Below are 24095 nucleotides of genomic sequence, written 5' to 3'. Positions count from 1 at the left end.
ACGCATGGTGCCTTGCTCGCGCCAGCCGCCGCAGCGGTCGAACTCGGCGATCAGCCGCAGCAGGCGGTGATTCGCGGCATTGATCTGCGCCGCAAGGAGAGTGATCGCCTGACCCAGCTGTGCCCCATTTAGCCGCTGGGGCCGGTCTTCCACAGTCGCTGGCATGCCCATGACAACGCCTCCACTACTGTATCCATATACAGCATTCTAGTCCGCCTGCGTCGCCAACCCAAGAATCGCGTTACATCAAATGTGGTCACCGCGCGGTAACAGCAAGCACCAAGAACAGGTTCCCTCCCGGCCACTACTCTTCCCTATCACTGTTTCAATTCGACCAAGTTAGATGATGCTCTCGATTCCTGGATCCCCTGCCCCCCGTGGACCCTGGACCCTGGACCCTGGACCCTGGACCGTGGCCTGGACCGTAGACCGTAGACCGTAGACCGTAGACCGTGGACCCTTGACCCTTGACCCTTGACCCTTGACCCTGAACCCCTGAACCCCTGAACCCCTGAATCCCCAACTCACTGACCGGCTGACTCCGTGGCCTACTGACTCCCTAACTGACTAGCTATCTGCCTGACCAACTGCCAGTCTCCCCATAATTGCCCTGCCATTGCCCTGTTTTCGTCATGCTCTGCTCTGCTTCGCGCTGGTTTTCCCTGTTTCTGAACCTGACTGCCAGTGGATTCCAGCGCCCGCGGAGCTCGAAGCCGATGTTCCGGGCATCACGCCGCAAACGATGATGCTGGCGGCATGAGGTACCGGCAGAGGTATCAAAAAAGCCTGGATTGAAAGCTTGCCTGATTGGCGGTTAACCGCATTTATTCCCGGAGAACCCGAAATCCAGCAACCGCCCCGCCATTCCCAGCAGCAGCGTATTCAGCGCCGCTTTTACCCGAAAATAGTCCGTTCCCGGCGCGGGGGCCGAGGCCGGATCCGGCTGTTCCAGATACAGGCCGCGATTCACTTCCACCATGATCGCCGCAACCCGGGAGTCCGCCGCATACACCGTGGGCACGAGGCAGCCGGCATAGGGGAAGTCCACCGCGACCGAAAATCCCTGCCGGGCACACCAGTCCAGGGCATGGTCCACCAGCCAGGCCGGCGTGCTGGCGCAGGTGCCCAGGCAGATGTCCGGCCGCACCCGGCCGCCGTCGTCTTCATTGGCCAGTGGCCGCGCGGGGAAGCTGTGGGCATCCAGCAGCAGGCAGGCCCCATGGCGCTGCAGGCTACCGAGCACATCCAGCTCCAGCTTCAGATGCCAGGGTCGATACCAGTGGTCCAGCCACTGCCGGCGCTGCTCTGGCACCAGCTCCGGCCGCAGGCGCTGGCCCTGGCTGTCATGGGTGTAGATAACTCCCTGCCCCACCGCAGCGCGCGGCTCCAGGGTGTCGTCGGTATAGCGCTCCAGATCCACTACCAGCCGGCTCACCGACGTGGCGCACGGGGCCGCACCGGGCAGCTGGAACAGATCCGCGCTGTACCAGTCCGTCAGGCGGTTGAGCTCCGCGCGCAGGCGGGCGGAATCGAGCAGGGTCTCCCGGGCAAGCGCAGGCACGTGGGTGCCGGCATGGGGAGCGTGAACAACGTGGGGAAGAAACGAAGTAACGCCGCGTACGGCAGGCAATGCGGTCATGGGCCACCTCTTTAGTGCTTTGCAAAATGCGGGCGCACAAGGTGGATATCAAATGCCCGGTTCGTCACGTGAACCACACGAGCGCGCAGGATAGCGGATTGGGGTGGAAGGTCAAGAGCGCTGTCGCGTTCGTCAGGGGACTATCGGATCATGTATGCATCAATGCCCCGGTAATGACCGTCGTCAAAGTGGGCCATCGTCGCCATGTCGACCCCTGAGTGCTCCCCTCACCTCAAAACGGAATATCGTCATCCCCATAGCCCGGGTCGCCGTCCTGGCCGGGCATACCCTGCTGATAGCCCTCATACTCCGCCGCGGGCGCGGGCGCGGACGCGGTATCAGCCGCGGCAATTTTCCAGCCCTGCAGGTTGTTGAAGTAGCGCCCGTTGTATTCCCGGCCGCGAATGTCGAAGGTGACCGTGACTTCCTGCCCCGGCTGCAGCCCGTCCAGCAGGGCGATCTTGTCCTGCACGAATTCCAGGTTGATCTCCTGCGGGTACTTGCCGTCCTCCACGATGACCACCATCTCGCGCTTGGTAAAGCCACTGTTGAAGGTCTGCGGTTCCTGGATGAGCTTGATCTTGCCGGTCAAATCGTAGGCCACGCGGCGGGTCTCCTTGTGTGCGGATTGAGAGGTCTCAATGATACTCCGATTACTCGGGTTTTTCGTGGCCGCTACGGATTTTCCTCTGCCACCGTGATCAGCGGCAGCGGCGACCAACGCACAACCAGGCCGCGCGAAAGGCAGCTTGACCCAGGCCCCTGGTCATTCATCGCAAAAAACTTGCAGCGTGGCCCGTGCACATAGATAGTGACCTCTAAATCACAGCCTGGGGACCCTACCGTGTACCGACGATTGATAGTCAAAATCCTCGCCGGACTCATCGCCACAGCGCTGCTGGCGCTGGGAGCGCTGGCACTGGTGATCAGCCACGATGCACCCTGCGAGCCGGCGCCGCCGCTGGCGCAAGGCGCTGCAGGCTTCGCGGCCATCATGCAGCACTGCTACGGAGATGCCGACGTCCTCACGCTGGAGACCGTCGCACAGCCAGAGCTGGCGGACAATCAGGTGTTGGTGCGGGTGCACGCGGCGTCCGTCAACCCGCTGGACAAACACTTTCTCCACGGCACCCCCTACCTGCTGCGGCTGATGAACGGCTTCAATGCGCCGCAGTCACCGGGCGCCGGAGCAGACTTTGCCGGCGTGGTGGAAGCTGTGGGCACGGCTGTGAGCCTGTTCAAGCCCGGCGATGAAGTGTTTGGCGTGGCCAACGGCGCCTTCGCCGAATACCTCGTGCGCAGTGAAACGGGGAGTATTGCGCTGAAACCGGCAAACCTCAGCTTCGAACAGGCCGCCGCGATGCCGGTGGCGGCGGTCACCGCCCTGCAGGCCCTGCGCGACAAGGCACGCGTAGAGCCGGGCCAGCAGGTACTGATCAACGGCGCTTCCGGCGGCGTGGGTAGCTACGCGGTGCAGCTCGCCAAGGCCATGGGCGCAACAGTCACTGCGGTATGCAGCGGGCGCAACGCGGAACTGGTGCGCGGGCTCGGTGCTGACCAGGTGATCGACTACACCCAGCAGGACTTTACCAAAGACGACAAGCGCTACGATGCCATCGTCGACATTGTCGGCAACCACTCCCTGTCGGCTCTGCTCGATGTCACCGAGCCCGACGGGGTTCTGGTGCAGGTCGGGTCCATGCAGATGAACCCCTGGTGGGGCCCGCTGGTGAGGCCACTGCAGGCCGCGCTGCGCGCGCCCTTCGTTTCGCAGCGACTGGAATCACTAATGGCGAGAAGCAACGCCGAGGACCTGGCGGCGCTGGCCACCTACGCCGAGGCCGGCCAGCTCACTTCCGCCATCGATCAACGCTTTACCCTGGAGCAAGTGCCCGACGCGATCCGCTATGTGGAGCGGGGGAGGACGCGGGGGAAGGTGGTGATTAATGTGCTGCCTTAGTGCGGCGCTTCAGGGCGCGGCGGGTTAATCCGCCGGGGCCACATCCTTGGGCGACTGGTGGGAAAAATACGGATCCAGCTCTACGCCTTCTGGCGGGTTGAAATAGGTGCGCACGTGACAGACCTTGCCGTTGTTATTCACGGTATAGATCTCGATCCCCTCCACCACCACCGGCTGACCATTGAAGGTGCCGGTGGAGCGCACCACAAGGGCCGCCTGGTCCAGGCACACCTGTTTCAGGAGGCACTCCAGGGTCCAGACGTCGCCGTTCTTGAAGCTGTTCTCCCAGCTCTGCCGCACCGCCAGCGGGCCTTCTTTCATGAGCCCGCCGTAGGGGTCCTCAAAGACGATATCGTCCGCGAAATTCGCTGACCAGCGCGCCTGGTCCTGGGCGTTCCAGGCCTCGAAGTGCTCGTTGATGGCGTGGTCGATCTGTTGTCTTGTGGGCATGATTTGGCTCCGCTGGGAGATATTATTGTCAGGGTCGGAAGCAGTGACCGGCACTGGTTCACTCTAACTGCCTGCCGGGCCGCCCGTCGGCTCCAACAGCTCCGCCAGCCGTGCCCGCGCAGCGTCGAAGCGCGCGTGGAGGCGCGGTGTCTCGACTTCGCCGTAGGCTTCGCGGGCCTGCTTTTCGGCGGCATCGATGGCCCGCAGCAAATCGCGGGCCGCCGCTGCACTCGCCGCCGGATCGGTGGAGCCGATGGCGCCGATCCAGACCGGTGACGAATGCGCGAATGGCCGGGCGTGCATGCTGGGCCAGGCGTCGCTCCGGCGCTCGCTGGCGTAGGCGCGGACGGCGACCCAGCCGCCTGCTGGCAGATCGATTGCGCCGCTGTAGGTTCTGATCTCGCCGGCGGCGACGCCTTCAAGGCGCTCGACAACTGCGCCATTGAGGACGATCTCCAGCGTGTCGATGTCGGTGGTGCTGGCGAGCTTTGCCTGCCAGCTGTGGCGACCCGGCGCCACGACATCGCCCGGCCGCACGCCCTCACCGATCTCGAACACCAGTGCCGGCCCGGTGGTGACAAAGCTGCGGCCTTCCGCGGCTGCCTGGATAACCGCCTCGCTCGATGCATCACCGCCGGTCCGCAGGTAGGTCCGGGCCGTGCCCACGGCGGGCGTGCGATGAAAATCCACCCATCCATCGGTGCCGGACATCGCCGCGACCGGCCGGCCCACGTTCAGCAGCCGATACCAGACTTGTGCGCTACCCAGGGAACTGGTCCAGGCACAGACAAGCTCAATGCCCACACGTTCGGCGAGCACCCCGTCGGAGACCAGTTCCAGCGGAATCGGGTTGTCTGCAAGCCGCGCGAAGGGATCGCCGTCTTCAGCGATCGGGTGCACGTAAACCGGGAAAGCGCCGTGTTTGTCCGCGAACGCGATCACATCGCCGTTGGTCAGGTCGGGATCGCCGAGGGTCGGGTTGCGGGGGCCGAAGAACCAGGGGGCGAATGGCTCCTTCACACCCAGCAGGCCGATATGGCCATGAAAGTGAGAACGCACTTCCTGGGCCTGATGGACCACGCGGTCGCCCTGCACCGAGAACTGGCCAAGCATATCGCGGTCGATGCGGCGCTCCCATTGGTTCCATGACATCGGCGCGAGCTGCTGCAGATCCTCGCCGGCCATCAGGCGCAGGGCGTCGTCGTGGCTGGCCCGATGGTGTCCGTCGCCGTTGAGATGCACATGGTGATCGGCCGAGAGGTAGCCCTCGTCTTGCGCGTCCCAGATCGGGGTGACATTCAGCTTTGTCGTGGCTTCGGCGTTGGCCTTTACGCGCACTTCGGTCCTGGCGACCGGTGCCATCGGGCCGCGCGCGACAAGCACCGTGTAGCGGCCAGCCGGCAGCTCGAACAGCGCCTCGCCTTCCACGTAGAAGTAGTGACGCCCGGTCTGGGAATCATAATAGGTCGCGTCCCCGGCGAACGCGACCGGATGGCCATCCGCGCGAGTGATCGAAACCCGCGCGGTGACCGCGGCTTTGTCGGCTCCGCTCACCGTGACCGCCAGTTCCCCGGTTGCCTCACCGTATTTCCAGCGCTGGATCTGGACGAGCTCGGGCGTGCCACCGTAGGTGGGCATGCGCATCAGGCGGAACTGGCGGTTGGCATCCAGCTCGACGTAGTAGATCGACTCGCCGCCGGCACTGAATGCCGGCGTCAGCGCAAAGGGATTGCCTTCCGTCAGGCGATGCCTGACGCGCGGATCATCCAGGTCCAGGGTCCACAGGTGGTAGTCGTTGTCGATCGGGGCGCTGTAGACGATCAGTCGCTGGCTGGGGTGTGTATCGGCGGTCAGGCGATAGGTCAGCGTCTCGCCGTGGACGATGCTGTCGTTGCCGGTCAAGAAGTCGCGCTCGCGCAGCACGCGGTGCGCCCCGCTGCCGTGCAGATAGACAATGCCAGACCCGCCCGCCAGGCTGCGCACATTGCGGACCACCTGGGGCAGCCCGGTCAGCGTCTCGTCGGTACCGGATGCGAGATGGCGCCGGCGTAGCTCGAGGCTGCCGCTGGCACCGGAGGTATAAAACAGATACTGGCCGTCGTCGGAGAATTCCGGATCGAGCTCGATGGCGGGCGTATCAATGACCTGCTCCCTGCCGCCAGCGACCTCCAGCACCACAATAGCGGTATCTGCACCGCTGTCGCGTACCAGGGCAATGTGGCTGCCATCCGGCGACCACCGCGGACGGCTGTCCACACCGGATCCGCTGGTGAGCCGGGTTGCCTCCCCCGTCTCCAGATCCAGGCGCCAGATCCAGCCCTGCGCAGCAAACGCCAGAGTGCGACCGTCCGGGGCCGGCGCCGGATCCACGGGGCCATGGGAAAGTATCGGCAGCTCATGCTGCTCCAGGTAAGTGTGATGACCAAAGTCATCCAGCTTGGCGTAGCGATGAACCCACTGGGCGTGAGCCTGCGGCGGCGCCGCGAAGCTGGCCAGCATTGCCGCGAATACAGTGCAGGTGATCGCGTGACGGTTCAGCATGATGTTTTCCCTTGATCGGCGCTGTTCTCGGGCTTCAAGTCAGTCATTGTAGTCAGCGGGCAGTATACGTGGCTAACGGACCACAGTGCCTGCCAGCCGGTCAATCGGCGGGATTCTCGTAAATCACGTAGATTTTGCGGGTCGGCTCCAGCACCTCCCACTGGCCTTCAAAGCCGGCCGGGACACAAACCTTGTCGCCAGGCCCCAGCGCCATTTCATTGCCAGCCAGGTCGCGCAGGATCGATCGTCCGGAGAGGATGTGAAAGTACTCGTTCTCGGTGTACTGCACCCGCCAACAGCCGGGCTCCGCTCCCCACTCGCCAGCGAAAAATCGGCCGTCGGCCTCGAAGTGCAGGGTATTGTGCTGCTCAGGGTGCCCCTTGACGAGCCGTTCGGCAGGTGTGGGGTAATGCTCGGTAGCCGCGTTGCTGGTGGCGAAATTGACAAGGTCGGAGACTGTTTTCGGCATGCTCAATTCCCGCAGTGGTTGAGTTCGGTCCGGGACAATCGTGCTTTCGGCACGGCCAGAAAGCAATAACCTCGAGCGGGTAGTCTCGGCTACAGCTGAGAGGCGCCACTCTGGTCGTCACAATTGCCTGTATACTTTTGCACCATTTTAGGTACACTCCCCAGTGAAAAAGATCACAGCGCATTTTTTCGCAACCGATGCGGGCGCTGAACCGGTCAGAGACTGGCTGAGCAAACTCGGGGATCCGGACGATCGGCGAGGCATGGCGCATGGCACGAAACAAACACCTTGGCAGCAGCCTGAACAGCTTCCTGGAAGAGGAAGGCTTACTCGACGAAGTGGAAGCAATCGCGGTCAAACGAGTTCTGGCCGCAGAGGTCGCCGCCTATCTCAGGCAAAACGACGTCCGCAAAACCGCATTCGCGAAGCGTATTCGTACCAGCCGATCACAGCTCGACAGACTACTCGAGCCCGACAATCCGAGTGTCACCCTGCAAACGATGGTGAAGGCGGCGCGCGGAATCGGCAAAAAACTTGAACTAAGGCTTGCCTGATTTCTACGCGCCAGCAACACCTTTATCGCAACGAAACTACTACCGCCCAAACGTCCATTCCGCCAACTGCTGATCCGCCTTCAGGCGCGGCCGCTGGTGCAGCATGGCCTGGTAGATGTCCGCAGGGGCTGGCCGCTCGACCAAGGTCGGCAGTGACACCGTGGCTTCCAGCAGGAAGCGCTCACTGTGCAGTGACCCGAGCCAGGCGTAATCCCACCAATGCAGGATGACACAGCGACGCACGAGCACATGAGCACATGAGCACATGAGCACATCTGACGAAAAAGGACGCGTAACTCGCACGCATGAGTCACACAATCCGCGGATACTTCTGGACCCGCTGGTTCAGCGCCAGGTTCTCGTGAAGCTGAGCATCACCCCGCACCGGGCGAAAACGATGCCTCATCTGGGAAGCGGGCAAAAGCCGCCAGGGACTATCGCCCAAACAGCTCCTCAGGTGAGCCGGCTGTCAAAATGTCATCTGCCCAGGTTTCCAACGTTTCCGCGGAAGCGTGTTCCAGCTCTTTCAAGACCCAGACAGGGAGTTCGCCAAAGCGACGCACCAGCAGACGCTGCAGCACACGGCGCTCACCTTGTTCCAGCCCTTGCTCCAGCCCTTGCTCCAGCCCTCGCTCCAAGCCCTGCTCCAGCCCTTGCTCCACCCCCTCCCGCCGCGCGGAGCCGATGCTCAGGTTCCAGTTGATGCGGCCGCGCTCAAGGGACTCGGCCAGGCGCTGGGCCTCTTCGTCGGCGCTGAGCTGGCGGATGCTGCCCATGGCTTTCTTTACGGGCTCGTGCGTTACCTCGGCCATTATGGTGTCCTCTTGCCAGTGGCGAAAAAATCGGACCCAATCCCCCGGTGCGCCCTGCAGCTGCCCGAGGCGGTCCGCTTTCTTCAACTCGATCACCGTCAATTGTAGCTCGCTTCCCAGCAGCACGTCATGCTGGGTGGCGTCGCGCATTTCAAAACGCCACAGGGCCTGCTGCCGCTGGGCTTCGCTGGAAATGAACAGGTCGAAATCCAGCAGATGAATCCCGATCGCGCTGGCGACGGCCTGGTACTCCTCACCCGCGTCCAACTGCTGGGACAGCAGCCGCGCCAGGTAAAACAGGCTCCGCGCACCCCAGTCCCGCGCGTGCTGCACCTGCATCTCGATGTTGTACTGGTGGCCATCCGCACACCGGGCACGCACATCCAGCACAATTCCCTTGCCCGTGAGTTCCGCGGCCTCGATGGTGGGGTTGAGAATCTCCACCCACACCACCCGCGGCAGGTCGGGCCGCAGGTCGTTGATCAAGGCCAGCGTTAGCTCCGGGTCACCGGCAAACAGGCGCTTGAACACGTAGTCGTTTTTCGGGTCCAGCAGTGTGACCATTGCGCCCTCCGTGGCGGCAGCGGTCAATACCAAGGGTTACTATTGAACACTGCAGGGCGCCGGGCAACCTCTTGGCCGTAAATGATGAAAGATGCGTTTCCGCGGAAACGCTTTTCGGTTATAAACAGCGCCAGAGCGGAGGCACAGTGACATAAAGCGGACGGGGCTGCGAAATGAAGGCGAAGCCGCAAAGCAGCAGCTACCGCCCAAACGTCCACTCCGCCAACTGCTGATCCGCCTTCAGGCGCGCCCGCTGGTGCAGCATGGCCTGGTAGATATCCGCGGGGGCCGGTTCCTCAACCAGGGTCGGCAGTGACACCGCCGCCTCCAGCAGGAAGCGCTCACGGTAGGGCGACCCCAGCCACGCCTGGTCCCAGCAGTCCAGAATACGTCCGTTCGGGACAGCCCACTCTCTCCAGCTCATCTCCCCGGCTCGCCGTTGACTTTGTTATCATATTTGATACCCTCCCCGAATGTCATGGAAGATTACATTCTTCAATCACAAGGTTGAAGCCGAGGTGCTGGCCTTTCCCGCAGGAATCCTGGCTAATTTCCTGCACATACTGGAGCTGATTGAAGATTTTGGACCCGCACTTGGAAAACCACATACCGCTCCGCTGGGTAGTGGCTTATTTGAGATTCGGGCCAAAGGCAGGGAAGGGATTGGTCGGGCGTTTTTCTGCGCAGTCAAGGACCGGGAGATCGTCATTCTTCATTCCTTCGTCAAGAAGACACAGCGAACGCCAAAAAAGGAGCTTGAAAAGGCTCGCCGCAGATTGAAGGAGTTGGATTAATGGCAAGGCCAGATTTAAAGGGATTCAGGAAAAAGGCTCTTGAGCGTCCTGACGTGCGTGACGAGTATGAACGGTTGTCCCCGGCTTATGAACTGCGCCGCAAACTCGTCTCGCTTCGACAAAGCGCCGGACTCACTCAGGAACAGGCGGCGGCAAAGTTGAATACCAAAAAGAGCAACATTTCCCGTCTGGAGAGCGTGAACTCATCGATATCTCCAAAGCTATCGACGATAGCCGACTATGCTCAGGCCATGGGCTACCGCGTACAGATCGAATTCGTCCCCCTGACTGCACGTGAGCGCAAGCGGGCCTCGGCGCAAACAGAAAGCTGATGCAGGCCATCCCCTCCGCACCCGAGCTGAGGCTTGGCTAACTTCCATACTCCCACTACCGCCCAAACGCCCACTCCGCCAGCTGCTGATCCGCCTTCAGGCGCGCCCGCTGGTGCAGCATGGCCTGGTAGATATCCGCGGGGGCCGGTTCCTCAACCAGGGTCGGCAGTGACACCGCGGCCTCCAGCAGGAAGCGCTCACGGTACGGCGACCCCAGCCACGCCCGATCCCACCAGTCCAGAATACGCCCGTGCGCGGAGGACAGGGCCAGCGCGGATGGCAGCTTGTCGCCCTTGGCCAGGTTGACGTCGCTGCGGGCGGGCAGCAGGTTCCACAGGTCGTTGTTGAACCAGCGCGACCAGGGGAAGCAGTGGTCGATATGCAGCCTGTTCGCCTCGCGGACTTGGCGGGCGCTCCACACGCAGGGAACGTCCACACCCTGCTGGCGCAGGTCCAGCAAACGGCCGGCGGCGAGGCTGGTATCGCGCCTCCCCTCCTCCCAGGCAAATACCTGCTGGTCGCCGGCGCGGGGATCACTCACGTTCCACTGACTGTGCAGCGCCGCCCACTCGCGCAGGATGGCGGGCTCCAGCCAGCAGGCGTACTGGCCCAGGGTCTGCCAGATCGCGGCGGGAATACGGAACACGCCGAACCGCGCCAGGTACTCCGCGGAAATCACCAGCGGCTGTGGCTGAAAACGAAACCCGCGCCGTTCGAATTCAAATACAGGGTCAGCCCGACCGGGCCAGGTAATGTAGCGGGTGGGCATGGTGGTGATATTGGCGCAGGCATCGCGGATGGCCTGGGTGACGATGGCGGCATGGTCCGCCGCCAGATGGCCGCCCACGCGCAGGCCATAGGGCGATATTTGTGCCAGCTTCCAGAAGGCGTCCCGGGCAAAGCCATAGCCCTGATCCGACTCGGGGCGCTCGCGCAGCTGGTGGTCGATCAGCAGCGGCTTGTACTGCTTCAGCCAGTAGAGGCCGACGATACCGAGCGGAATATCCACCCAGTCATCCGAGCGCCGCATTACCACCCCGGGGGCGCTCTCGGCAATCCGGGTGAGCACCCGCAGCAGCCCCAGCTTGTAGGACGCCGACTTGTTGTCGTTGACGATGATGTGGCGCAGCAGCGGCAGACTGCCCGTGCCATCATCCGGGATGGTGAACACCACCGTTTCCCACTCCACGTGGGCGCGGGTCTGGTCCGGCTGCCGCACCGGATCCTTCATCACCACCGCCCGGCGCTGGGCGAACACCGCGAGCTCCGCGGCAGACACCGGATGAAAACCGCGCTCCCGATTCTCCTGCTCATCGCTGCCGTGGCGCAAGGTGATGACCAGCGCGCCGCCGGGCTTCAGCAGCTCCGTGAGGATGCGGAAGGCCCGTTCGCGCTGGCCCTGTGGCACATGCATCCAGACGGCGCTGAGCAGCACCAGGCCGAAGCGGTGGCCGAGTGCGCGCAGGCGGGAGAGTTCCGGCAGGGAGTCGTCCAGCCAGGTGACGCTAGGGTGGGATTTGGGTATAGCCAGCTCGCGCATACCCCGGCTGGGCTCGACAGCGATGACGTCCCAGCCCTTTTCGGCAAGCCAGTTGGCGTCTCGGCCGGAGCCGGCGCCGATGTCGCAAGCGAAGCCGGGGGTGGTAACCTGGATCAACTCTATCCAGTGCGAATTAATCTGCGATGGCGCTATAGACTGATAGTCCTCTGACAGCCTGGCGGCGTTGTTGTCGTAGAAAGTTCGAGGATCCACCGTTCAGTTCCCCGCAAAGTCTGCGGAATGCTCGATCAATTGATCAACGAAATCACCAATGTCCCGTTTCTTGCTGTCGGTTACTGTCTCCGTGCTCTCCTCCATACCAGAGTACTCGAGCCAATCATGATCAAGTGAATCATCGTGATTGGGAAATTGGAGCGGGGGGAGTAAATCGGGGGACGCTGGAAAAAACTGTCCATCAATCAAATGCGGTTCGAGCGCCTTTTCAAGATGAGCTACACTCAGATCCCGTTTGTTGGCAAAAACAACAAAACCCCATAGCTTGTTGTTTCCAGCGTCACGATAGAGATACTCAAAACCCACGTTCATACGCCGACCTCAACCTCTGCATCGATTCCTGAGCTATTTGGGCTACAGCATCTCACGGTTATAGTGAACACGGGGATGCTACGCGGGGCGAGCATGTTCAAACAGGTGAGCAGGCATAGGATGCTCCAGTTCCCAGACCATCGATATCGGCCTATCTCCCTCGTACGACAGCAAATCCTTAGCAGCGCCCAAAAACACAAATGGCGAGGTCTCCAGGCCTTGCCGCTTTTTCAAACGGGCAAAAAACAATACGACGTAGCCCCGCTCTTTGAAATGGATATACCCCTTGCCCCGGTCACTGGCCTGGGACGTTCCTGACTGACTTTGCCAGTGCAGCTTAGTACGGCTAATTGGATAATCTTCATAGCGGGTAGTCGGCGAGAAGTCACGTTCCTCCTTTTGGAACGTAATCAGGTTTGCGTAGAATTTATGCTCGCGCGAGTGAAACGCACCGACACCTGTAGGACCGGTCCTTTCCATACTGGCTATACCCAGCAGAGACTTAATTTCTGCCGAGCCATACTCGGCGTGAAGCCGAAGTCGATGACCGGAAGGCAATTCAATCTCAGGCATGACCGTAGACGCCCTGGAAAGACGCCAATCAGCTATTTCCGCCGCATCATCAACAAGCGTGGGATTGGCATTCCACCGTGCGATTGATTCGTTAACAGACGAGACACCAATAGTGGGACCATTTTGGCCCCACAACAAATAGTGCAAAGCCAGACCCACCCCTTTGTCATCGTAGCTGGCACTAATCTCCGGATGCTGAATATCGGAAACTGCCTTCAGGAGCACTGGATCTGTTCTCAGTGCGAGACGGGACAACGCCTTCCTACCAGACAAGATATCCGCATCGGTTAGCAACTCTTCTCGAAAAGCTTCCGCTTTCCATTCGGACCAGGTCTTCTTCCTCAGAACATCGCTCACATCCAGACCAGTCTCTTCGATAAACGATCCAAACCGAAGAGGCTGATCCGACTCGGACTCCCAGGTACGTATCGTTTCTGGAATAAAGTTATTCAAGTCATCTAGAACTGCTTTGATTTTCTTTAGGACTTCATCCCTAGCGACGCGCTCAAGCTGAATATTGCACCCTGCTGGCAAGCTGGGAAAATCCTGCTCGACCTCCTTGTCGAGTCGCATGCGGCCATCAGAGAGAAGCGCGGCAAATTTTCTATCCAGACGGTAGCGCCTGTGGGTCTGACCTACGAAATCGAGAACGGTCAAACAGTCTTTGCCTGGCGCATGACGAAGACCCCGTCCAAGTTGCTGTAGAAATACTGTTAGGCTCTCCGTGGGCCGAAGGAACATGACGAGGTTGATGTCGGGAATATCAACGCCTTCACTCAAAACATCGACTGTAAACAGGAAAACGATGGCTCCATCTCGAAAATCGCGTAATCTTGCTTCCCGAGCATCAGAAGGCGTATCCCCGAGGAGCACTTCAGAGGGGATCCCTGCGGCTTGGAAGCACTTTGCCATATATTTCGCGTGACTCACCCCCGCACAAAAACCGACGCCTTTTGTCTCGGACAAGTCGGGCTGATAATTGCTAAGGGCATTCAAAATCAAGTCAACGCGCTGACGAGCGCGAAAATCATCGCCTGTATAGACTGCTTCCAGCTCCCTCGAATCGTACCTACCGTTGCTCCAAAAACGTTCCTCGCTCAGGTCTACGGTATCGGTCACGCCAAAATAGTGGAACGGGCATAGCAGCCTCTCTTCCAACGCCTCAGGAAGCCTGATCTCTGCGGCATAGCGTCCGCCGAAGTCAGGCAGGATCGAGCTTCCATCCATTCGCTCGGGTGTAGCAGTCAAGCCCAGCAACAACTCCGGACACAAGCTGTGGATTATGGGTCTATAGCTAGCGGCAGGTAAGTGATGAGCTTCGTCTATCACGACGTATGTGAAATGGCCACTCCCTAACGATTGCCAAGCATTTCCGGCGCCTAGACTTTGTACCGACGCAAAGACATGCCGCCACTCGACAGGTTTCTGGCCGTCAACGAGCAATTCGCCAAAATTTGGATCACGGAGCACAGTTCGAAAACAGCTCTGCGCCTGCTGCAGAATCTCTTTGCGGTGTGCAACGAATAACAAATTGGGCAGCCCATCAGCAGTCTCAGCAAAGCGTCGATAATCAAGCGCAGAGATTACTGTCTTACCTGTTCCTGTCGCGGCAACAACGAGATTTCGTTTCTCCCCATTCTCACGCGCTGCCGCGAGGGCTTCCAACACCCGTTCCTGGAAAGGTCTGGCAGTAATGTCCGCAAAGAAGACCGCAGTACTAGCGTCTCTCCTACGAGCGCGACCAATAGCCACTCGAAACCTTTCGAAGTCTTGCTTAAAGAAAGGCTCAAACTCCGGACTATCCCAGTAAGTCGCAAACTCTGCCGAGAATCGATCCAGAACATGCTTCATATCTTGTTCTGTGACCTTTACCGTCCACTCCAACCCGCTGGTCATCGCAGCATGAGACATGTTTGCAGAGCCGATATAGGCAGTAGAAAAACCAGTGTCCCGAATAAACTGGTAAGCCTTTGCGTGGAGACGCGTGCCGCCAGTGTCGTATGAGAGGCGAACTTCTATGTTTGGCTGGGACGCCAGCCACTCCAATGCTTCGGGATCGCTAGCTCCCATATAGCTGGTAGAGATGATTCTCACGGGAACAGCAGAAGCGGCCAACGATTCGAATGCCGGGCGGAGCAATCTCAGGCCAGACCATTTGATAAACGAAACCAGTATATCGACGCGATTAACGGTTGCCATTTCTGCTCGAAGCTCGTGCTCCAGCGGCGGGTCGCCGCGCTGTCCTGTGAGCAACATGCTGGTAGACAGTGGTGTAGTCGGGCGCACACTTCTCCGGTTGTCGCTCTGAACTTCTAGCAGGAGTTGATCTTTTTTCGAGAGAATCTTTCTTCTAATCAGGTACTCCAACCCATCCGTTTCGCTAACCAGCTGGACAACTCGATTCACCAAAGCGAGCCTTCCATCAGGCTTCTCGTTCCGCAGCGCCTGTTCCAACACGTCAAGCAGAAACCGAGAATAGGTATGGGGCTGAGACTCATCGTCGATCGATCTCAATATCGCTTTCAGCTCAGGCTTGGAATCCAAAAGCTCCTGGAGTTCCTCGTCCAGCAAACGCTCATAAAGGCCGATCGGTAAATCTCTCGTCATCGGCTTGCCAGATGGTTGAGCTGCAGAAGAACAGGTATATCGGCAGGAGCCCATTGAAGCTGCTCCCAATCTCTGTGATCAATCCAGACAGAACCGATATGCTCAGTGAGATGGATACGTGGACGTTCAGCACACTGAGAGAGATACGGAATCAACCGAACTTTGCCAAAGTCGTATTCGTGAATAACATCAGCGAGTCGGTGGATTCGCCCAAGCATTAGCGTGAGCTCCTCCTGGATCTCTCGCCGCAGGGCAGTTTCTGGTGGCTCGCCGACCTCAACTTTACCCCCCGGGAACTCCCAAGACAGGCCGAGACGTTTGTTAGCTGGTCTCTGTGTAGCCAGAACGGCGCCAGTTGCGTCTTGTAACACAAGGCACACTACATCAATTGGCGTTGCGGCCGCATTCATCATCTGCCTTCCTGTACTTACGCGACTAAAATAGACCGCGCCGAGGAGCGAAGGGCACGTACAACGCACTGGTTATCTGGCCACGATTCCATTACTTTACTCCGAGTGACCTTCTTGTTATCGCTTTCACTCCGAGCTCTAGCTCAGTTTCTTTGCGAACTCGTGTCAGAGATCGTAGCGTCTGCTGTTTGTTCAGTGAATTGGCTCGACGATCAAACCGATACAGCTGGCGAAATAGACCTTCCATTTCTCGAATTTCAACATCACTGATGTTGTCCCAAACCTCATAGTAAGAAAAATGGGTCCAAGTCGAGATTTTTCTTCGTTTATGCTGAATCAGGCGACTTCGAATCCTTCCGTTGGCCTCTCTTCCGGACATACCTATGTAAACAGCGTCGTATGCCGCACCTCGCTTGTAATAGAGAGCATAGATACCGCGAAGATTCTTTGGTACAAGCCCTATTTCCTCAATTGGCCGGTATTCGAGGGCAGACTTGATGAGTCTCATGCTACTTTTCATTTGACATTCTCAACATCTACTTTGGTTCACATGACGCCGCGCTCTGCGGCAAATATGGAGCGGAGCGGAATATTTGTCCGATAGCAACGCCTTGTTATACGCTTCGCTTTGCATCAGGTTACAACATCCATCATTTCTTGATGGTGCTTTTCGTCCAGTTCGCCAATCCATTCAAATATATCAGTAATAACAGAAACGCTTTCACCAATCAGATTTTCAACAAAATCTTCATTGGTTTCGATCAAGTCATTATGTGAATATTCATTGATAAATTTACGGATTTTTTCCTTCCCTACATCTTCGGGGCTAGCACTGGCAGATACTGCTGCATCGAAAAGGTTGGCAAAATTCCCCCGGTTTTTGGGGAATTTAAAGGACAAGAACGCCTCCAGTAGCTTACGGGACAAATTGGCTGCAAGAAAGTGGTCGTCTGTTTCAAGAGCTTGTTGGTTCTTTAACGAAAGCAGCCGCGAAAAAATATAGTGGTATTCTGAATTATACAAGGTCAATGCTGGCTCGGCATCCGTGTACGTTGAAGCCCTTGGTCTTTCGTTGCTTGCCTTAACCACATAGAAATTTGCAATATTCTGATTATCGCGCTTATTCTTTCTTGAAATCCAGTCACGGACCAGCTTGAAAAATGTAAAATTATGGGTCAACACAAAGAATTGTTTTGCCTTTTCACAGTTCTTTTTCATAAACGAATAAGCGTGAAATAGGTGATTTGAATCGAAACTTGAAATTGGGTCATCTACAACAACAATAGTGTCTTCAATATTATTGTTGTTTTCCTTCAGCTTTGTAATAAAGTAAACAAACGCAATAGCTGTCTTTTCACCTTCGCTTAAGTTTCCGTCAACAGATTCAGAATTGTTTCGAAGAATTTCATAACCCTTTTTCACAGGATTAAAACGAAGTGTTAGTTCACTGCGCCCAAGGAACTTGTGAAGCGATTCGTTAAATTGGTCAGCTCCCAAGCCTTCATTAGATAGTGAATCTTTAAGAGTTCGAATTTCAGTTTTCCGGTTGGTTATGGTTGTTTTTAACGTGTTATTTGCTGCTGTACGGTCAACCACTTCCTTTTTCCTGTCGTGATACCCGAAAGTCTTAACTTCAGTTGTAGCATAGTGAAGTTCAAGCCGCTTCTTGGCTTTGTCTGTTTCTTCTTTAAAGTTGTCTGACTTGTGATTGTGCTGCCCAACAATCGAGCTAATCGCGGTCATTGCGTCGTTGAAAGCTTTTATTAAAGATGCGTTGATGGCTTCAACCGTGAGACCTGTTTCAAGTGGGTTTGCTGTCTTCTCCTTCAGGGTGCTATGCCAAGTTGATATTTCTTCGTTCAGGTCTGCGGTAGCTTTTTCCAAGGCTATACAGGCTTCACTGTATTCCTTTTTTAATTCTTCGTAAAAGTCGCCTGCGGCTGGAAGTATTGAGGCTTGTATATATTGACTGGCAAGCCAGCTATCGGCTTTCACAAGCCTATCCTGAAAGGCTTTGTAATCATCGTTGAAATGGGCTTCAAGCTGCTTGGTTCGTTCTTCGGTGACAGTGTTGCCACAAAATTCACACTGATTTGTATCGTGGCGTTTGTGAAGATCAAGACCGGCTTCAACCCAAGTCTTTATATCACCATGCTCAACAAGTCGTTGAATGGTTTTACTGACCACGCTGGTCTTAAGAAGGTGATCAAGGCGTTCTTTTGCTTTAGTGAAAGTTTCCTGATTGATGTTCTGCTTGGCAAATGAAATGGGTTTTTTTTGATCAGGTTTCGCGGCATTTGTTAGCTCGATGATTCTTTCTTCGTCAAGTAGCGGAGCGTCAGTCTTTGTGGCTTCAATGTTTTCAGAAATAAATGCTTCAAACTTACGTTTATCATAATTCAGATAATAGCGGTCAGTCGTATCAATGGACTGAAGGCTTGTTTTCAAGTGTCTTGCGCTATCAGTTTCAAATTTTGAAACGGCGCCGTCCAGCTTCCTAATTTCTTCGGATTCTTTGCTAAATGCTTCGGCGTCGGTCTTTTGCGCCTTCTTTAGTTCTTCCAGTTTTTCGCGCTCTTCAATTTTTTCTTTGTCCACAAGCAAAATGCTTTTGACAATGCTGTTCCATGAAATATTTTCTTCAATGAAGTCATGATTGAAGGTGTAGACATTTAGTTCAGACTCGGCAATGTTCGCTTGTGTAATGGGGATGCCACCGTCAATACTTACTGTAAATTCAGAAGAAGGGAATTTTTCTGAATTGGCTTTGTTTTCGATGCACCGAAACACAGCTGAAAGCGTAGATTTACCGCTACCATTCCAGCCATAAAACAGGTTGTATCTTCCGAAATCTTTGGCATTGGTGTTAGTGTGATTCTGGAAGATACCGAATTGTTTTAGTTTTTGTATATTCTTTATTGACATAGCATCCCTGATCCAAAACTTACTCAATGTTCAGTAGGCGTATAATGCTAATTATGCGGACCACTCCGTATAACACTGCGCCGACTAATTTCTGTACACCCTGAGAAAGACACATATATTTTCGATTATTTTCAAAAGCTTATCGAGGCATTACTCTGCACGATCCAACCGAATCAACCGGCCCACCCGCTACCACTCACAACCTCCTCACCCCCACCTCCCCCAAATACATAAACCGCCCCGGCGTACACGTCAGCACCACCACCTGCGCGTCCCGCCCCGCCGCCGCAATCGCTGCACCCATGCTCTGCAGGCGGGTGGGGTCGGAGAAGCCCAGGGCGTCGTCGATGATGACTGGTACGCCGCCCTGGTCGGCGACGATGCGGGCGGCGGCCAGGCGGGTGAGGATGCCGAGCTGTTCCTTGGCGCCGACGCTGAGGGAATCGAAGGGGATGGTCTTGCCGTCGCGAATGACGTCGAGGATGGTCCAGTCCTCGCCCAGCACGATGTCGAAGTCGCTGCCGAAGACGATCTTGCCCAGGTTCTGGATGCCTTCCCGCAGGGGGCGCACGTAGGCCTGGCGGGAGGCGTCACGGTGTTCGTTAAGAGTTTCCCATAGCAGTTTGGCGGCGGCGGCGCGGCGCTCGGTGGCGGCCAGGGTATCTTCGGCTTCCGCCAGGGCCTGCTCGGCGGCTTCCAGTTCCTCAAACAGGCCATTAGCCTGGGCGCGGTCCAGGCGGCTTTCGAGTACAGCCTGTTCCTGCTGCTGTTCGATAATGTCGCGCTCGGCCCGGCGCAGGGCGTGGCTGGCGTTGTCCAGTTGCAGCCTGGCGCTGTCCGGGTCTTCCGCCTGTAGCTGCGCGCGCAGCTGTTCCAGTTCGGCGTTGATGGCCGCCAGTTGCTGTTCCCGCTCGGTCACTACCTGTTCCAGGGCGGCGTCGGGTTCGGCCTCGCGCTCCTGCGCCAGGCTGCTGCGCTTGTCTTCGAGCACGCTGGTAAGCGCGTTCACTTCCGTGCTGGCCTGCTGCTGTCTGGCCTCAGCGCGGGTGAGTTCGTCGCGCCGTGTTTGCAGCCGGCCGGTCTCCTGGTCCCGTTCGGATTCACAGGCGTCCAGGGCTTCACCGGCGGTCTCCAACTGCTGTTTGGCCTCGTGCGCGCTGGCGGGCAGGGGCTGGTCCGGGTCGCGCTGTTGCAGGGCATCGTCGCAGGCCTGCTGCAGCCGCGTGCAATCCACCTGCAGGGATTCTTCATCCGCGCCCTGCAGGGTGTCTTCGATGCGCTCGCGCACGCTGCGCACTGTCTGTTCGGCGTCCGCCCGCCGTTCGTCCAGGGTGATGGCCTGCTCCACGCTGCGTACCTGGTAGCGGGCCAGCAGGGTATCCAGTTCCTGCTGCTTCGCGTCCACCTCTGCCGCCAGCTCGCCGGCGGAGGCCGCGGGGGCGATGGTGATGCGCGCCAGCTCGGGGATGTCGATCTGCAGGCTCTCGGCCACCTGCCGCTCCAGCGGCGTGCCGGGGCGCAGGCTGATGGCTTCCCCGTTTAGCTGGAACTCCGCCGCTTGCAGGGCGTCGATGCTGAGGCGGGTGGCGGCGTTGTCGCGGGTGCGGCTGGCCACATCCAGCGCGCTGGCGGCGGCCTGGATGTGCTTGCGGCCTTCCGCGGTAATGTGAATATCGGCCAGGGTCTTGCGCAGTGCCGCGAGTTCGGCGCGCTGGGTCTGCACCCGTTCCAGCAGCTGCTGCAGGCGCGCCAGTTCGGCGGCGTCCTGCAGGTAGGCGGTATCGCGGCGGGCCTGCTGTAGTGCTTGCTGCAGGGCGCGGCGCTGGACCTGCAGGTCCTTGTGCGTGGCCTCCGCTGCCTTCACGGTGCGTTCCAGTTCCGCTGCGTGTTCGGCCAGGGGCTGCAGCGCGGCCTGCTTCTGGGCCAGGTCCTGCTCGCGGCGGGCGATGTCCGCCGCTGCGTCCTGGCGCCGCTGCCACTGGTTACGGGCGTGCTCCAGCAGCTGCTGTAGCGGCTTGCCCTCCTCCTCCTTCGCAGTCAGCCGGGCCTGCAGGCTGTCGATCGCGGTCCAGCGCTGCTCGTGCTGTTCCTTGGCTTGTTGCAGCTCAGGCAGCGCGCGCTGCAGGCGGGAAATCTCCGCGGAGACGTTTTCGAAGCGGCGCAGGTCGTCGTCCAGTTCCCGCAGGGTGGTCTTGAGTTGCTTCACCTGTGTGCTGTGCTGTTCCACCCGCTGTTGCTGGTCGCCATAACGGGGCTTGCCGGTCTTCAGGGTGAAGTAGCGTTCGTACTCGGCCTGTACCGCGTCAAACAGGGCGCTCTCCTCGCCGCTGACTCCGGCACCGCCGGCGGCATTGTCCAGGGCCCGGGCCAAGCCGTCGGAGTCCGCCAGTCTGACGCCGCCGATCTCCTTGCCCTGCTCCACCAGCAGGGCGTCCCACAGGGCCATATCCATGTGGCCGCTGAGGATCTCCCAGGCGCGATTGTGGGCGTCGTCGCCGGTGAGCTGTTCCGCCCGCGGCGCGAGGATGCGCAGTTCGGTGCCGGCCTTGCGGTTGTAGGTCTTGCGGTAGTGGAAGTGGTAGTCGCCACAGCGGACCTCGGCAGCGACGCTGCTGCCCACGTCCTGGCCCACCGGCTGCACGGCCTGCACTTCCTTTTTCTTCGAGCCGGACTTTTCCCGGAACAGCATGCGCAGGGCCTCCACCAGGGAGGACTTGCCGACCTCGTTGGGGCCCTCGATCAGGGTCACGGCATTGTCGAATTCTATGTGGCTTGAGCTGACGCCGCGCCAGTTCTCCAGGGTGAGGGTGAGCAGCTTCATGCGCTGCGCCCTCCCTTCTCGCTGCTGGGGCCCTTAATTTCGCTGGCGGCGCCGCCCGCCAGCCGGTACATCAGGCGCAGGGCATCGTTGGCGGTGTCGTCGGTGGCGGCCTGGGCCAGCAGAGCTTTCCAGGTGGCGTCGGCGTAGCCGCTGAGGGCAATGGCGTTGTCGTCCAGGGCGTCGGGGATGACGGCCAGGTCCGTGGTGCGCTCCCGGCGCTTGAGGCTGGCGAATACCTGGGAGTGTTTATCCAGCAGGGCATCCAGCTCTGCCGCCAGTGCCAGGTTGACGCTGCCGGTGAAGCCGACCTTGAGCACGGTGCATTCCTTGCCGCGCACTGCATCCAGCCACTGGGCGAAGGCCGCGAGGTCTTCGGGGGCGTTGATGTCCCGCTGCAGGGCCTGGAATTCCCAGAAGCCGGTGTTGAGTGGGGTGAGGGTGCAGGTGTCGTTGGCGAGTTCTACCAGCAGTGCCTTGTTGGGATCGACTTCGTCGAAGTCCGTCACCAGCGGCGTGCCGGAATAGCACAGGCTGCCGCTGTTGCCGACGTTGGTCAGGGAGTGCCGGTCACCCAATGCCACGTAGTGCACCTGTCCTTCTGCCAGCGCCTGTTCCAAGCGCGCCTGGCTGACCACCCCGGGCTGGCTCTGGTCGGGCGACAGGGAATCCACCTGACCGTGGCCGAGCAGGATGCGGGTGACGCCGGGGGCGGGCTCCAGGTCCTTCAGCGCCCTGGCACAGAGGTCTTCCGCCGGCCGCTTGCTGAACCAGGGTGCGCCGACCACCTCGACATTGTCCAGGCCCGGGACCGGGATCGGCGTGCTGTCTTCAACCACGATGATGTGGTCGCGGGCCTGGTCCTTGAAGGCTTTGCTGCGGAAGATCGAGGAGGCATCCAGCGGGTCGTGGTTGCCGGGCAGCAGGAACACCGGCACCGATACGCTGTTCAGCGCATCCAGCGCCCGGCTCAGGGTCTGGGCAGAGAGCTGGTTGGATTCGAACACATCCCCCGCCACCACCATGAACTGCGCATCGTGCTCCTCGGCCAGCTGGCCCAGGCTGCGAATGGCGTCAATGCGCGCCTGGCTGTAGCGCGCCGCGGCTTCCTGGCTGAGGAAGGCGCGGGTCATGCCGATCTGCCAGTCGGATGTGTGGATGAATTTCACGTGTTGTTATGTCCCCCAATTTTGCGAGTATGGGGCAAACATTGCCCCCTTGCCTACGCACGCCGTGATTGACTTTGATGTGCGTCACAGTACTGGCGCGCCGGCGGGCTCGCCATAGTGGATGGGCGTACAGGTCGCGTTTTCGCGCAGGTGTGGTTTTGGGGCCCGCCTGGACGGGTCGGTTGGGCGGATTTGATGGGTAAGATGGACGGATGTGATGTATGGTTTTACTGGCCGATTTGGCATGATTAGGTCTGCTTGGCAGGTGCAGATCGCAAGGCTATGCTATGACGACACTGGCATTTGATTCGTTGAAGTACGCGCGGCGCCTCAGAGACGCGGGGGTACCGGAGTTGCAGGCGGAGGTGCAGGCTGAGCTGATGGCGGAAGCATTCGGGTTCTACGCGGACAACATCGTCACCAAGGAGTATTTGGATACCACCCTGCGCGCAGCGTTTGCGGAGCAGGATGCCAAGTTCGAGAAGCGGTTTATCGATATTGAGCACCAGCTTGGGGATCTGAGAACAGGCCTGAAAGCGGAACTGGAGACGATGCTCACCGCACGCCTCAACCAGCAGGACATCAAGCTCACCTCCATCGAAGCCACCATGAGCGGCAACTTCCGGGTGCTGTCCGCGCTGATGGGCGTCACCCTGCTGGCAGTGGCGGTGCCGGCGATCCAGAGTTTGCTGTGAGCGGTCGGTGATGCCGGACACGTTTCCGCGGAGATTTCGGCCGGAGTTGATGAAGGGGATCTCGGCATCCTCTGATGATTGAGAGGGGCATGCTCACGCCCCAGTGCGACTGGGTCCTATTCTGCGCCTGGCTGGAATGCATGTACGCCGTGCCCAGGCTTTCAGGCAGCTTGGCACTAGCTCCGCATGGAGGCTAAGCTATGGGACCACTGGCATTCGATTCACTGAAATTTGCCCGGCGTCTTAAAGACGCGGGCGGTCCGGCGTACCGGTACCGGAATCCCAGGCGGAGGTGCAGGCGGAACTGATGGCGGAAGCGTTCGGGTTCTATGCGGATAACATTGTCACCAGGGATTACCTGGACGCTACTCTGCGCGCGGCGATGACTGAGCTGGAGGCAAGACTTGATACACGCCTCCATCAGCAGGACATCAAGCTCGCCTCCATCGAAGCTACAATGAACGGGAACTTCCGGGTACTGTCCGCGCTGATGGGCGTCACCCTGCTGGCAGTGGCGGTGCCGGCGATCCACAGTTTGCTGTAAGCAGCCGGTGATGCCGGACACGTTTCCGCGGAGATTTCGGCCGGATTTGATGAAGGGGGTCTCGGCATCCTCTGATGATTGAGAGAGGCATGCTCACGCCCCGGGGCGACTGGGTCCTATTCTGCGCCTGGCTGGAATGCATGTACGCCGTGC

At 59.0% G+C, this 24095-nt stretch carries 21 protein-coding genes; 6 read left to right on the top strand and 15 right to left on the bottom strand.

Annotation, left to right across the window (positions count from 1 at the left end; genetic code table 11):
* Positions 1-814: 814 nt before the first annotated feature.
* Together RJQ10_RS12190 and RJQ10_RS12185 are read right to left on the bottom strand one after the other, a co-directional pair.
* A complete protein-coding gene (locus tag RJQ10_RS12190) occupies positions 815-1639 on the bottom strand; it encodes an N-formylglutamate amidohydrolase (RefSeq protein WP_350146947.1) in 825 nt (274 codons plus the stop codon).
* Between the two features lie 232 nt (positions 1640-1871).
* A complete protein-coding gene (locus tag RJQ10_RS12185) occupies positions 1872-2243 on the bottom strand; it encodes a DUF3127 domain-containing protein (RefSeq protein ID WP_350146945.1) in 372 nt (123 codons plus the stop codon).
* A gap of 240 nt (positions 2244-2483) precedes the next feature.
* Here RJQ10_RS12185 and RJQ10_RS12180 point away from each other — a divergent pair, with 240 nt between their 5' ends.
* A complete protein-coding gene (locus RJQ10_RS12180) occupies positions 2484-3599 on the top strand; it encodes an NAD(P)-dependent alcohol dehydrogenase (RefSeq protein ID WP_350146943.1) in 1116 nt (371 codons plus the stop codon).
* 24 nt (positions 3600-3623) lie between these two features.
* Here RJQ10_RS12180 and RJQ10_RS12175 read toward each other — a convergent pair whose 3' ends face one another.
* From RJQ10_RS12175 to RJQ10_RS12165, 3 genes are all read right to left on the bottom strand, one after another.
* Positions 3624-4049 (bottom strand): nuclear transport factor 2 family protein, encoded by a 426-nt coding sequence (locus RJQ10_RS12175; RefSeq protein ID WP_350146941.1) that lies wholly within the window; start codon positions 4047-4049, stop codon positions 3624-3626.
* A gap of 63 nt (positions 4050-4112) precedes the next feature.
* Positions 4113-6590 (bottom strand): CehA/McbA family metallohydrolase, encoded by a 2478-nt coding sequence (locus RJQ10_RS12170; RefSeq protein WP_350146939.1) that lies wholly within the window; start codon positions 6588-6590, stop codon positions 4113-4115.
* 100 nt (positions 6591-6690) lie between these two features.
* Positions 6691-7059, bottom strand: coding sequence for a cupin domain-containing protein (locus RJQ10_RS12165; RefSeq protein WP_350146937.1), 369 nt, complete (start codon positions 7057-7059; stop codon positions 6691-6693).
* 269 nt (positions 7060-7328) lie between these two features.
* On the opposite strand from RJQ10_RS12165, the gene RJQ10_RS12160 reads away from it, so the two are divergent.
* Positions 7329-7613, top strand: coding sequence for a Fis family transcriptional regulator (locus RJQ10_RS12160; RefSeq protein ID WP_350146936.1), 285 nt, complete (start codon positions 7329-7331; stop codon positions 7611-7613).
* A 39-nt stretch (positions 7614-7652) separates the two neighbouring features.
* On the opposite strand, the gene RJQ10_RS12155 is transcribed toward RJQ10_RS12160, so the two are convergent.
* From RJQ10_RS12155 to RJQ10_RS12145, 3 genes are all read right to left on the bottom strand, one after another.
* A complete protein-coding gene (locus RJQ10_RS12155) occupies positions 7653-7862 on the bottom strand; it encodes a hypothetical protein (RefSeq protein WP_350146934.1) in 210 nt (69 codons plus the stop codon).
* Positions 7863-8047: 185 nt separating this feature from the next.
* Positions 8048-8989 (bottom strand): Rpn family recombination-promoting nuclease/putative transposase, encoded by a 942-nt coding sequence (locus tag RJQ10_RS12150; RefSeq protein WP_350146932.1) that lies wholly within the window; start codon positions 8987-8989, stop codon positions 8048-8050.
* Between the two features lie 199 nt (positions 8990-9188).
* Positions 9189-9413 (bottom strand): hypothetical protein, encoded by a 225-nt coding sequence (locus RJQ10_RS12145; RefSeq protein WP_350146930.1) that lies wholly within the window; start codon positions 9411-9413, stop codon positions 9189-9191.
* Positions 9414-9462: 49 nt separating this feature from the next.
* On the opposite strand from RJQ10_RS12145, the gene RJQ10_RS12140 reads away from it, so the two are divergent.
* On the top strand, positions 9463-9783 hold the full coding sequence (locus RJQ10_RS12140; RefSeq protein ID WP_350146928.1) for a type II toxin-antitoxin system RelE/ParE family toxin: 321 nt from the start codon (positions 9463-9465) through the stop codon (positions 9781-9783).
* On the top strand, positions 9783-10115 hold the full coding sequence (locus RJQ10_RS12135; protein WP_350146926.1) for a helix-turn-helix domain-containing protein: 333 nt from the start codon (positions 9783-9785) through the stop codon (positions 10113-10115). The genes RJQ10_RS12140 and RJQ10_RS12135 overlap by 1 nt, the downstream gene beginning before the upstream one ends.
* A 55-nt stretch (positions 10116-10170) precedes the next feature.
* Here the strand turns inward: RJQ10_RS12135 and RJQ10_RS12130 are convergent, their stop codons facing one another.
* The 7 genes from RJQ10_RS12130 to RJQ10_RS12100 form a co-directional block, all read right to left on the bottom strand.
* The gene (locus RJQ10_RS12130; protein ID WP_350146925.1) at positions 10171-11868 is read right to left on the bottom strand and encodes a DUF8808 domain-containing protein; all 1698 of its coding nucleotides are present in this window, start codon (positions 11866-11868) and stop codon (positions 10171-10173) included.
* Positions 11869-11871: 3 nt separating this feature from the next.
* Positions 11872-12201, bottom strand: coding sequence for a hypothetical protein (locus RJQ10_RS12125; RefSeq protein ID WP_350146923.1), 330 nt, complete (start codon positions 12199-12201; stop codon positions 11872-11874).
* Positions 12202-12279: 78 nt separating this feature from the next.
* The gene (locus tag RJQ10_RS12120) at positions 12280-15381 is read right to left on the bottom strand and encodes a DEAD/DEAH box helicase (RefSeq protein WP_350146921.1); all 3102 of its coding nucleotides are present in this window, start codon (positions 15379-15381) and stop codon (positions 12280-12282) included.
* Entirely contained in the window at positions 15378-15794 is a 417-nt protein-coding gene (locus tag RJQ10_RS12115; protein WP_350146919.1) for a (deoxy)nucleoside triphosphate pyrophosphohydrolase, read from the bottom strand. The genes RJQ10_RS12120 and RJQ10_RS12115 overlap by 4 nt, the downstream gene beginning before the upstream one ends.
* Positions 15795-16424: 630 nt before the next feature.
* Positions 16425-18716 (bottom strand): AAA family ATPase, encoded by a 2292-nt coding sequence (locus tag RJQ10_RS12110; RefSeq protein ID WP_350146917.1) that lies wholly within the window; start codon positions 18714-18716, stop codon positions 16425-16427.
* 196 nt (positions 18717-18912) lie between these two features.
* The gene (locus RJQ10_RS12105; protein WP_350146915.1) at positions 18913-21537 is read right to left on the bottom strand and encodes an AAA family ATPase; all 2625 of its coding nucleotides are present in this window, start codon (positions 21535-21537) and stop codon (positions 18913-18915) included.
* Positions 21534-22703, bottom strand: coding sequence for a metallophosphoesterase family protein (locus RJQ10_RS12100; RefSeq protein WP_350146913.1), 1170 nt, complete (start codon positions 22701-22703; stop codon positions 21534-21536). The genes RJQ10_RS12105 and RJQ10_RS12100 overlap by 4 nt, the downstream gene beginning before the upstream one ends.
* A gap of 287 nt (positions 22704-22990) precedes the next feature.
* Between RJQ10_RS12100 and RJQ10_RS12095 the strand changes: the two genes are divergently transcribed.
* Both RJQ10_RS12095 and RJQ10_RS12090 read left to right on the top strand, forming a co-directional pair.
* On the top strand, positions 22991-23398 hold the full coding sequence (locus tag RJQ10_RS12095) for a CCDC90 family protein (protein ID WP_350146911.1): 408 nt from the start codon (positions 22991-22993) through the stop codon (positions 23396-23398).
* Between the two features lie 307 nt (positions 23399-23705).
* Positions 23706-23942, top strand: a complete 237-nt coding sequence (locus RJQ10_RS12090; protein WP_350146909.1) for a hypothetical protein — start codon at positions 23706-23708, stop codon at positions 23940-23942.
* The last annotated feature ends 153 nt before the right edge of the window (positions 23943-24095 follow it).

Origin of the sequence: Haliea sp. (genome assembly GCF_040222615.1) — a bacterium.
Taxonomy (GTDB): Bacteria; Pseudomonadota; Gammaproteobacteria; order Pseudomonadales; family Halieaceae; genus Haliea.
This window is presented reverse-complemented; position numbering and strand designations above follow the sequence as displayed.

What these genes read in the sequence shown, in the direction of transcription:
- RJQ10_RS12120 (WP_350146921.1), bottom strand. Translation starts at nt 15,381, where the DNA reads ATGACGAGAGATTTACCGATCGGCCTTTATGAGCGTTTGCTGGACGAG.
- RJQ10_RS12140 (WP_350146928.1), top strand. Translation starts at nt 9,463, where the DNA reads ATGTCATGGAAGATTACATTCTTCAATCACAAGGTTGAAGCCGAGGTG.
- RJQ10_RS12090 (WP_350146909.1), top strand. Translation starts at nt 23,706, where the DNA reads ATGGCGGAAGCGTTCGGGTTCTATGCGGATAACATTGTCACCAGGGAT.
- RJQ10_RS12135 (WP_350146926.1), top strand. Translation starts at nt 9,783, where the DNA reads ATGGCAAGGCCAGATTTAAAGGGATTCAGGAAAAAGGCTCTTGAGCGT.
- RJQ10_RS12190 (WP_350146947.1), bottom strand. Translation starts at nt 1,639, where the DNA reads ATGACCGCATTGCCTGCCGTACGCGGCGTTACTTCGTTTCTTCCCCAC.
- RJQ10_RS12145 (WP_350146930.1), bottom strand. Translation starts at nt 9,413, where the DNA reads ATGAGCTGGAGAGAGTGGGCTGTCCCGAACGGACGTATTCTGGACTGC.
- RJQ10_RS12165 (WP_350146937.1), bottom strand. Translation starts at nt 7,059, where the DNA reads ATGCCGAAAACAGTCTCCGACCTTGTCAATTTCGCCACCAGCAACGCG.
- RJQ10_RS12105 (WP_350146915.1), bottom strand. Translation starts at nt 21,537, where the DNA reads ATGAAGCTGCTCACCCTCACCCTGGAGAACTGGCGCGGCGTCAGCTCA.
- RJQ10_RS12115 (WP_350146919.1), bottom strand. Translation starts at nt 15,794, where the DNA reads ATGATGAATGCGGCCGCAACGCCAATTGATGTAGTGTGCCTTGTGTTA.
- RJQ10_RS12170 (WP_350146939.1), bottom strand. Translation starts at nt 6,590, where the DNA reads ATGCTGAACCGTCACGCGATCACCTGCACTGTATTCGCGGCAATGCTG.
- RJQ10_RS12150 (WP_350146932.1), bottom strand. Translation starts at nt 8,989, where the DNA reads ATGGTCACACTGCTGGACCCGAAAAACGACTACGTGTTCAAGCGCCTG.
- RJQ10_RS12110 (WP_350146917.1), bottom strand. Translation starts at nt 18,716, where the DNA reads ATGTCAATAAAGAATATACAAAAACTAAAACAATTCGGTATCTTCCAG.
- RJQ10_RS12160 (WP_350146936.1), top strand. Translation starts at nt 7,329, where the DNA reads ATGGCACGAAACAAACACCTTGGCAGCAGCCTGAACAGCTTCCTGGAA.
- RJQ10_RS12095 (WP_350146911.1), top strand. Translation starts at nt 22,991, where the DNA reads ATGACGACACTGGCATTTGATTCGTTGAAGTACGCGCGGCGCCTCAGA.
- RJQ10_RS12125 (WP_350146923.1), bottom strand. Translation starts at nt 12,201, where the DNA reads ATGAACGTGGGTTTTGAGTATCTCTATCGTGACGCTGGAAACAACAAG.
- RJQ10_RS12175 (WP_350146941.1), bottom strand. Translation starts at nt 4,049, where the DNA reads ATGCCCACAAGACAACAGATCGACCACGCCATCAACGAGCACTTCGAG.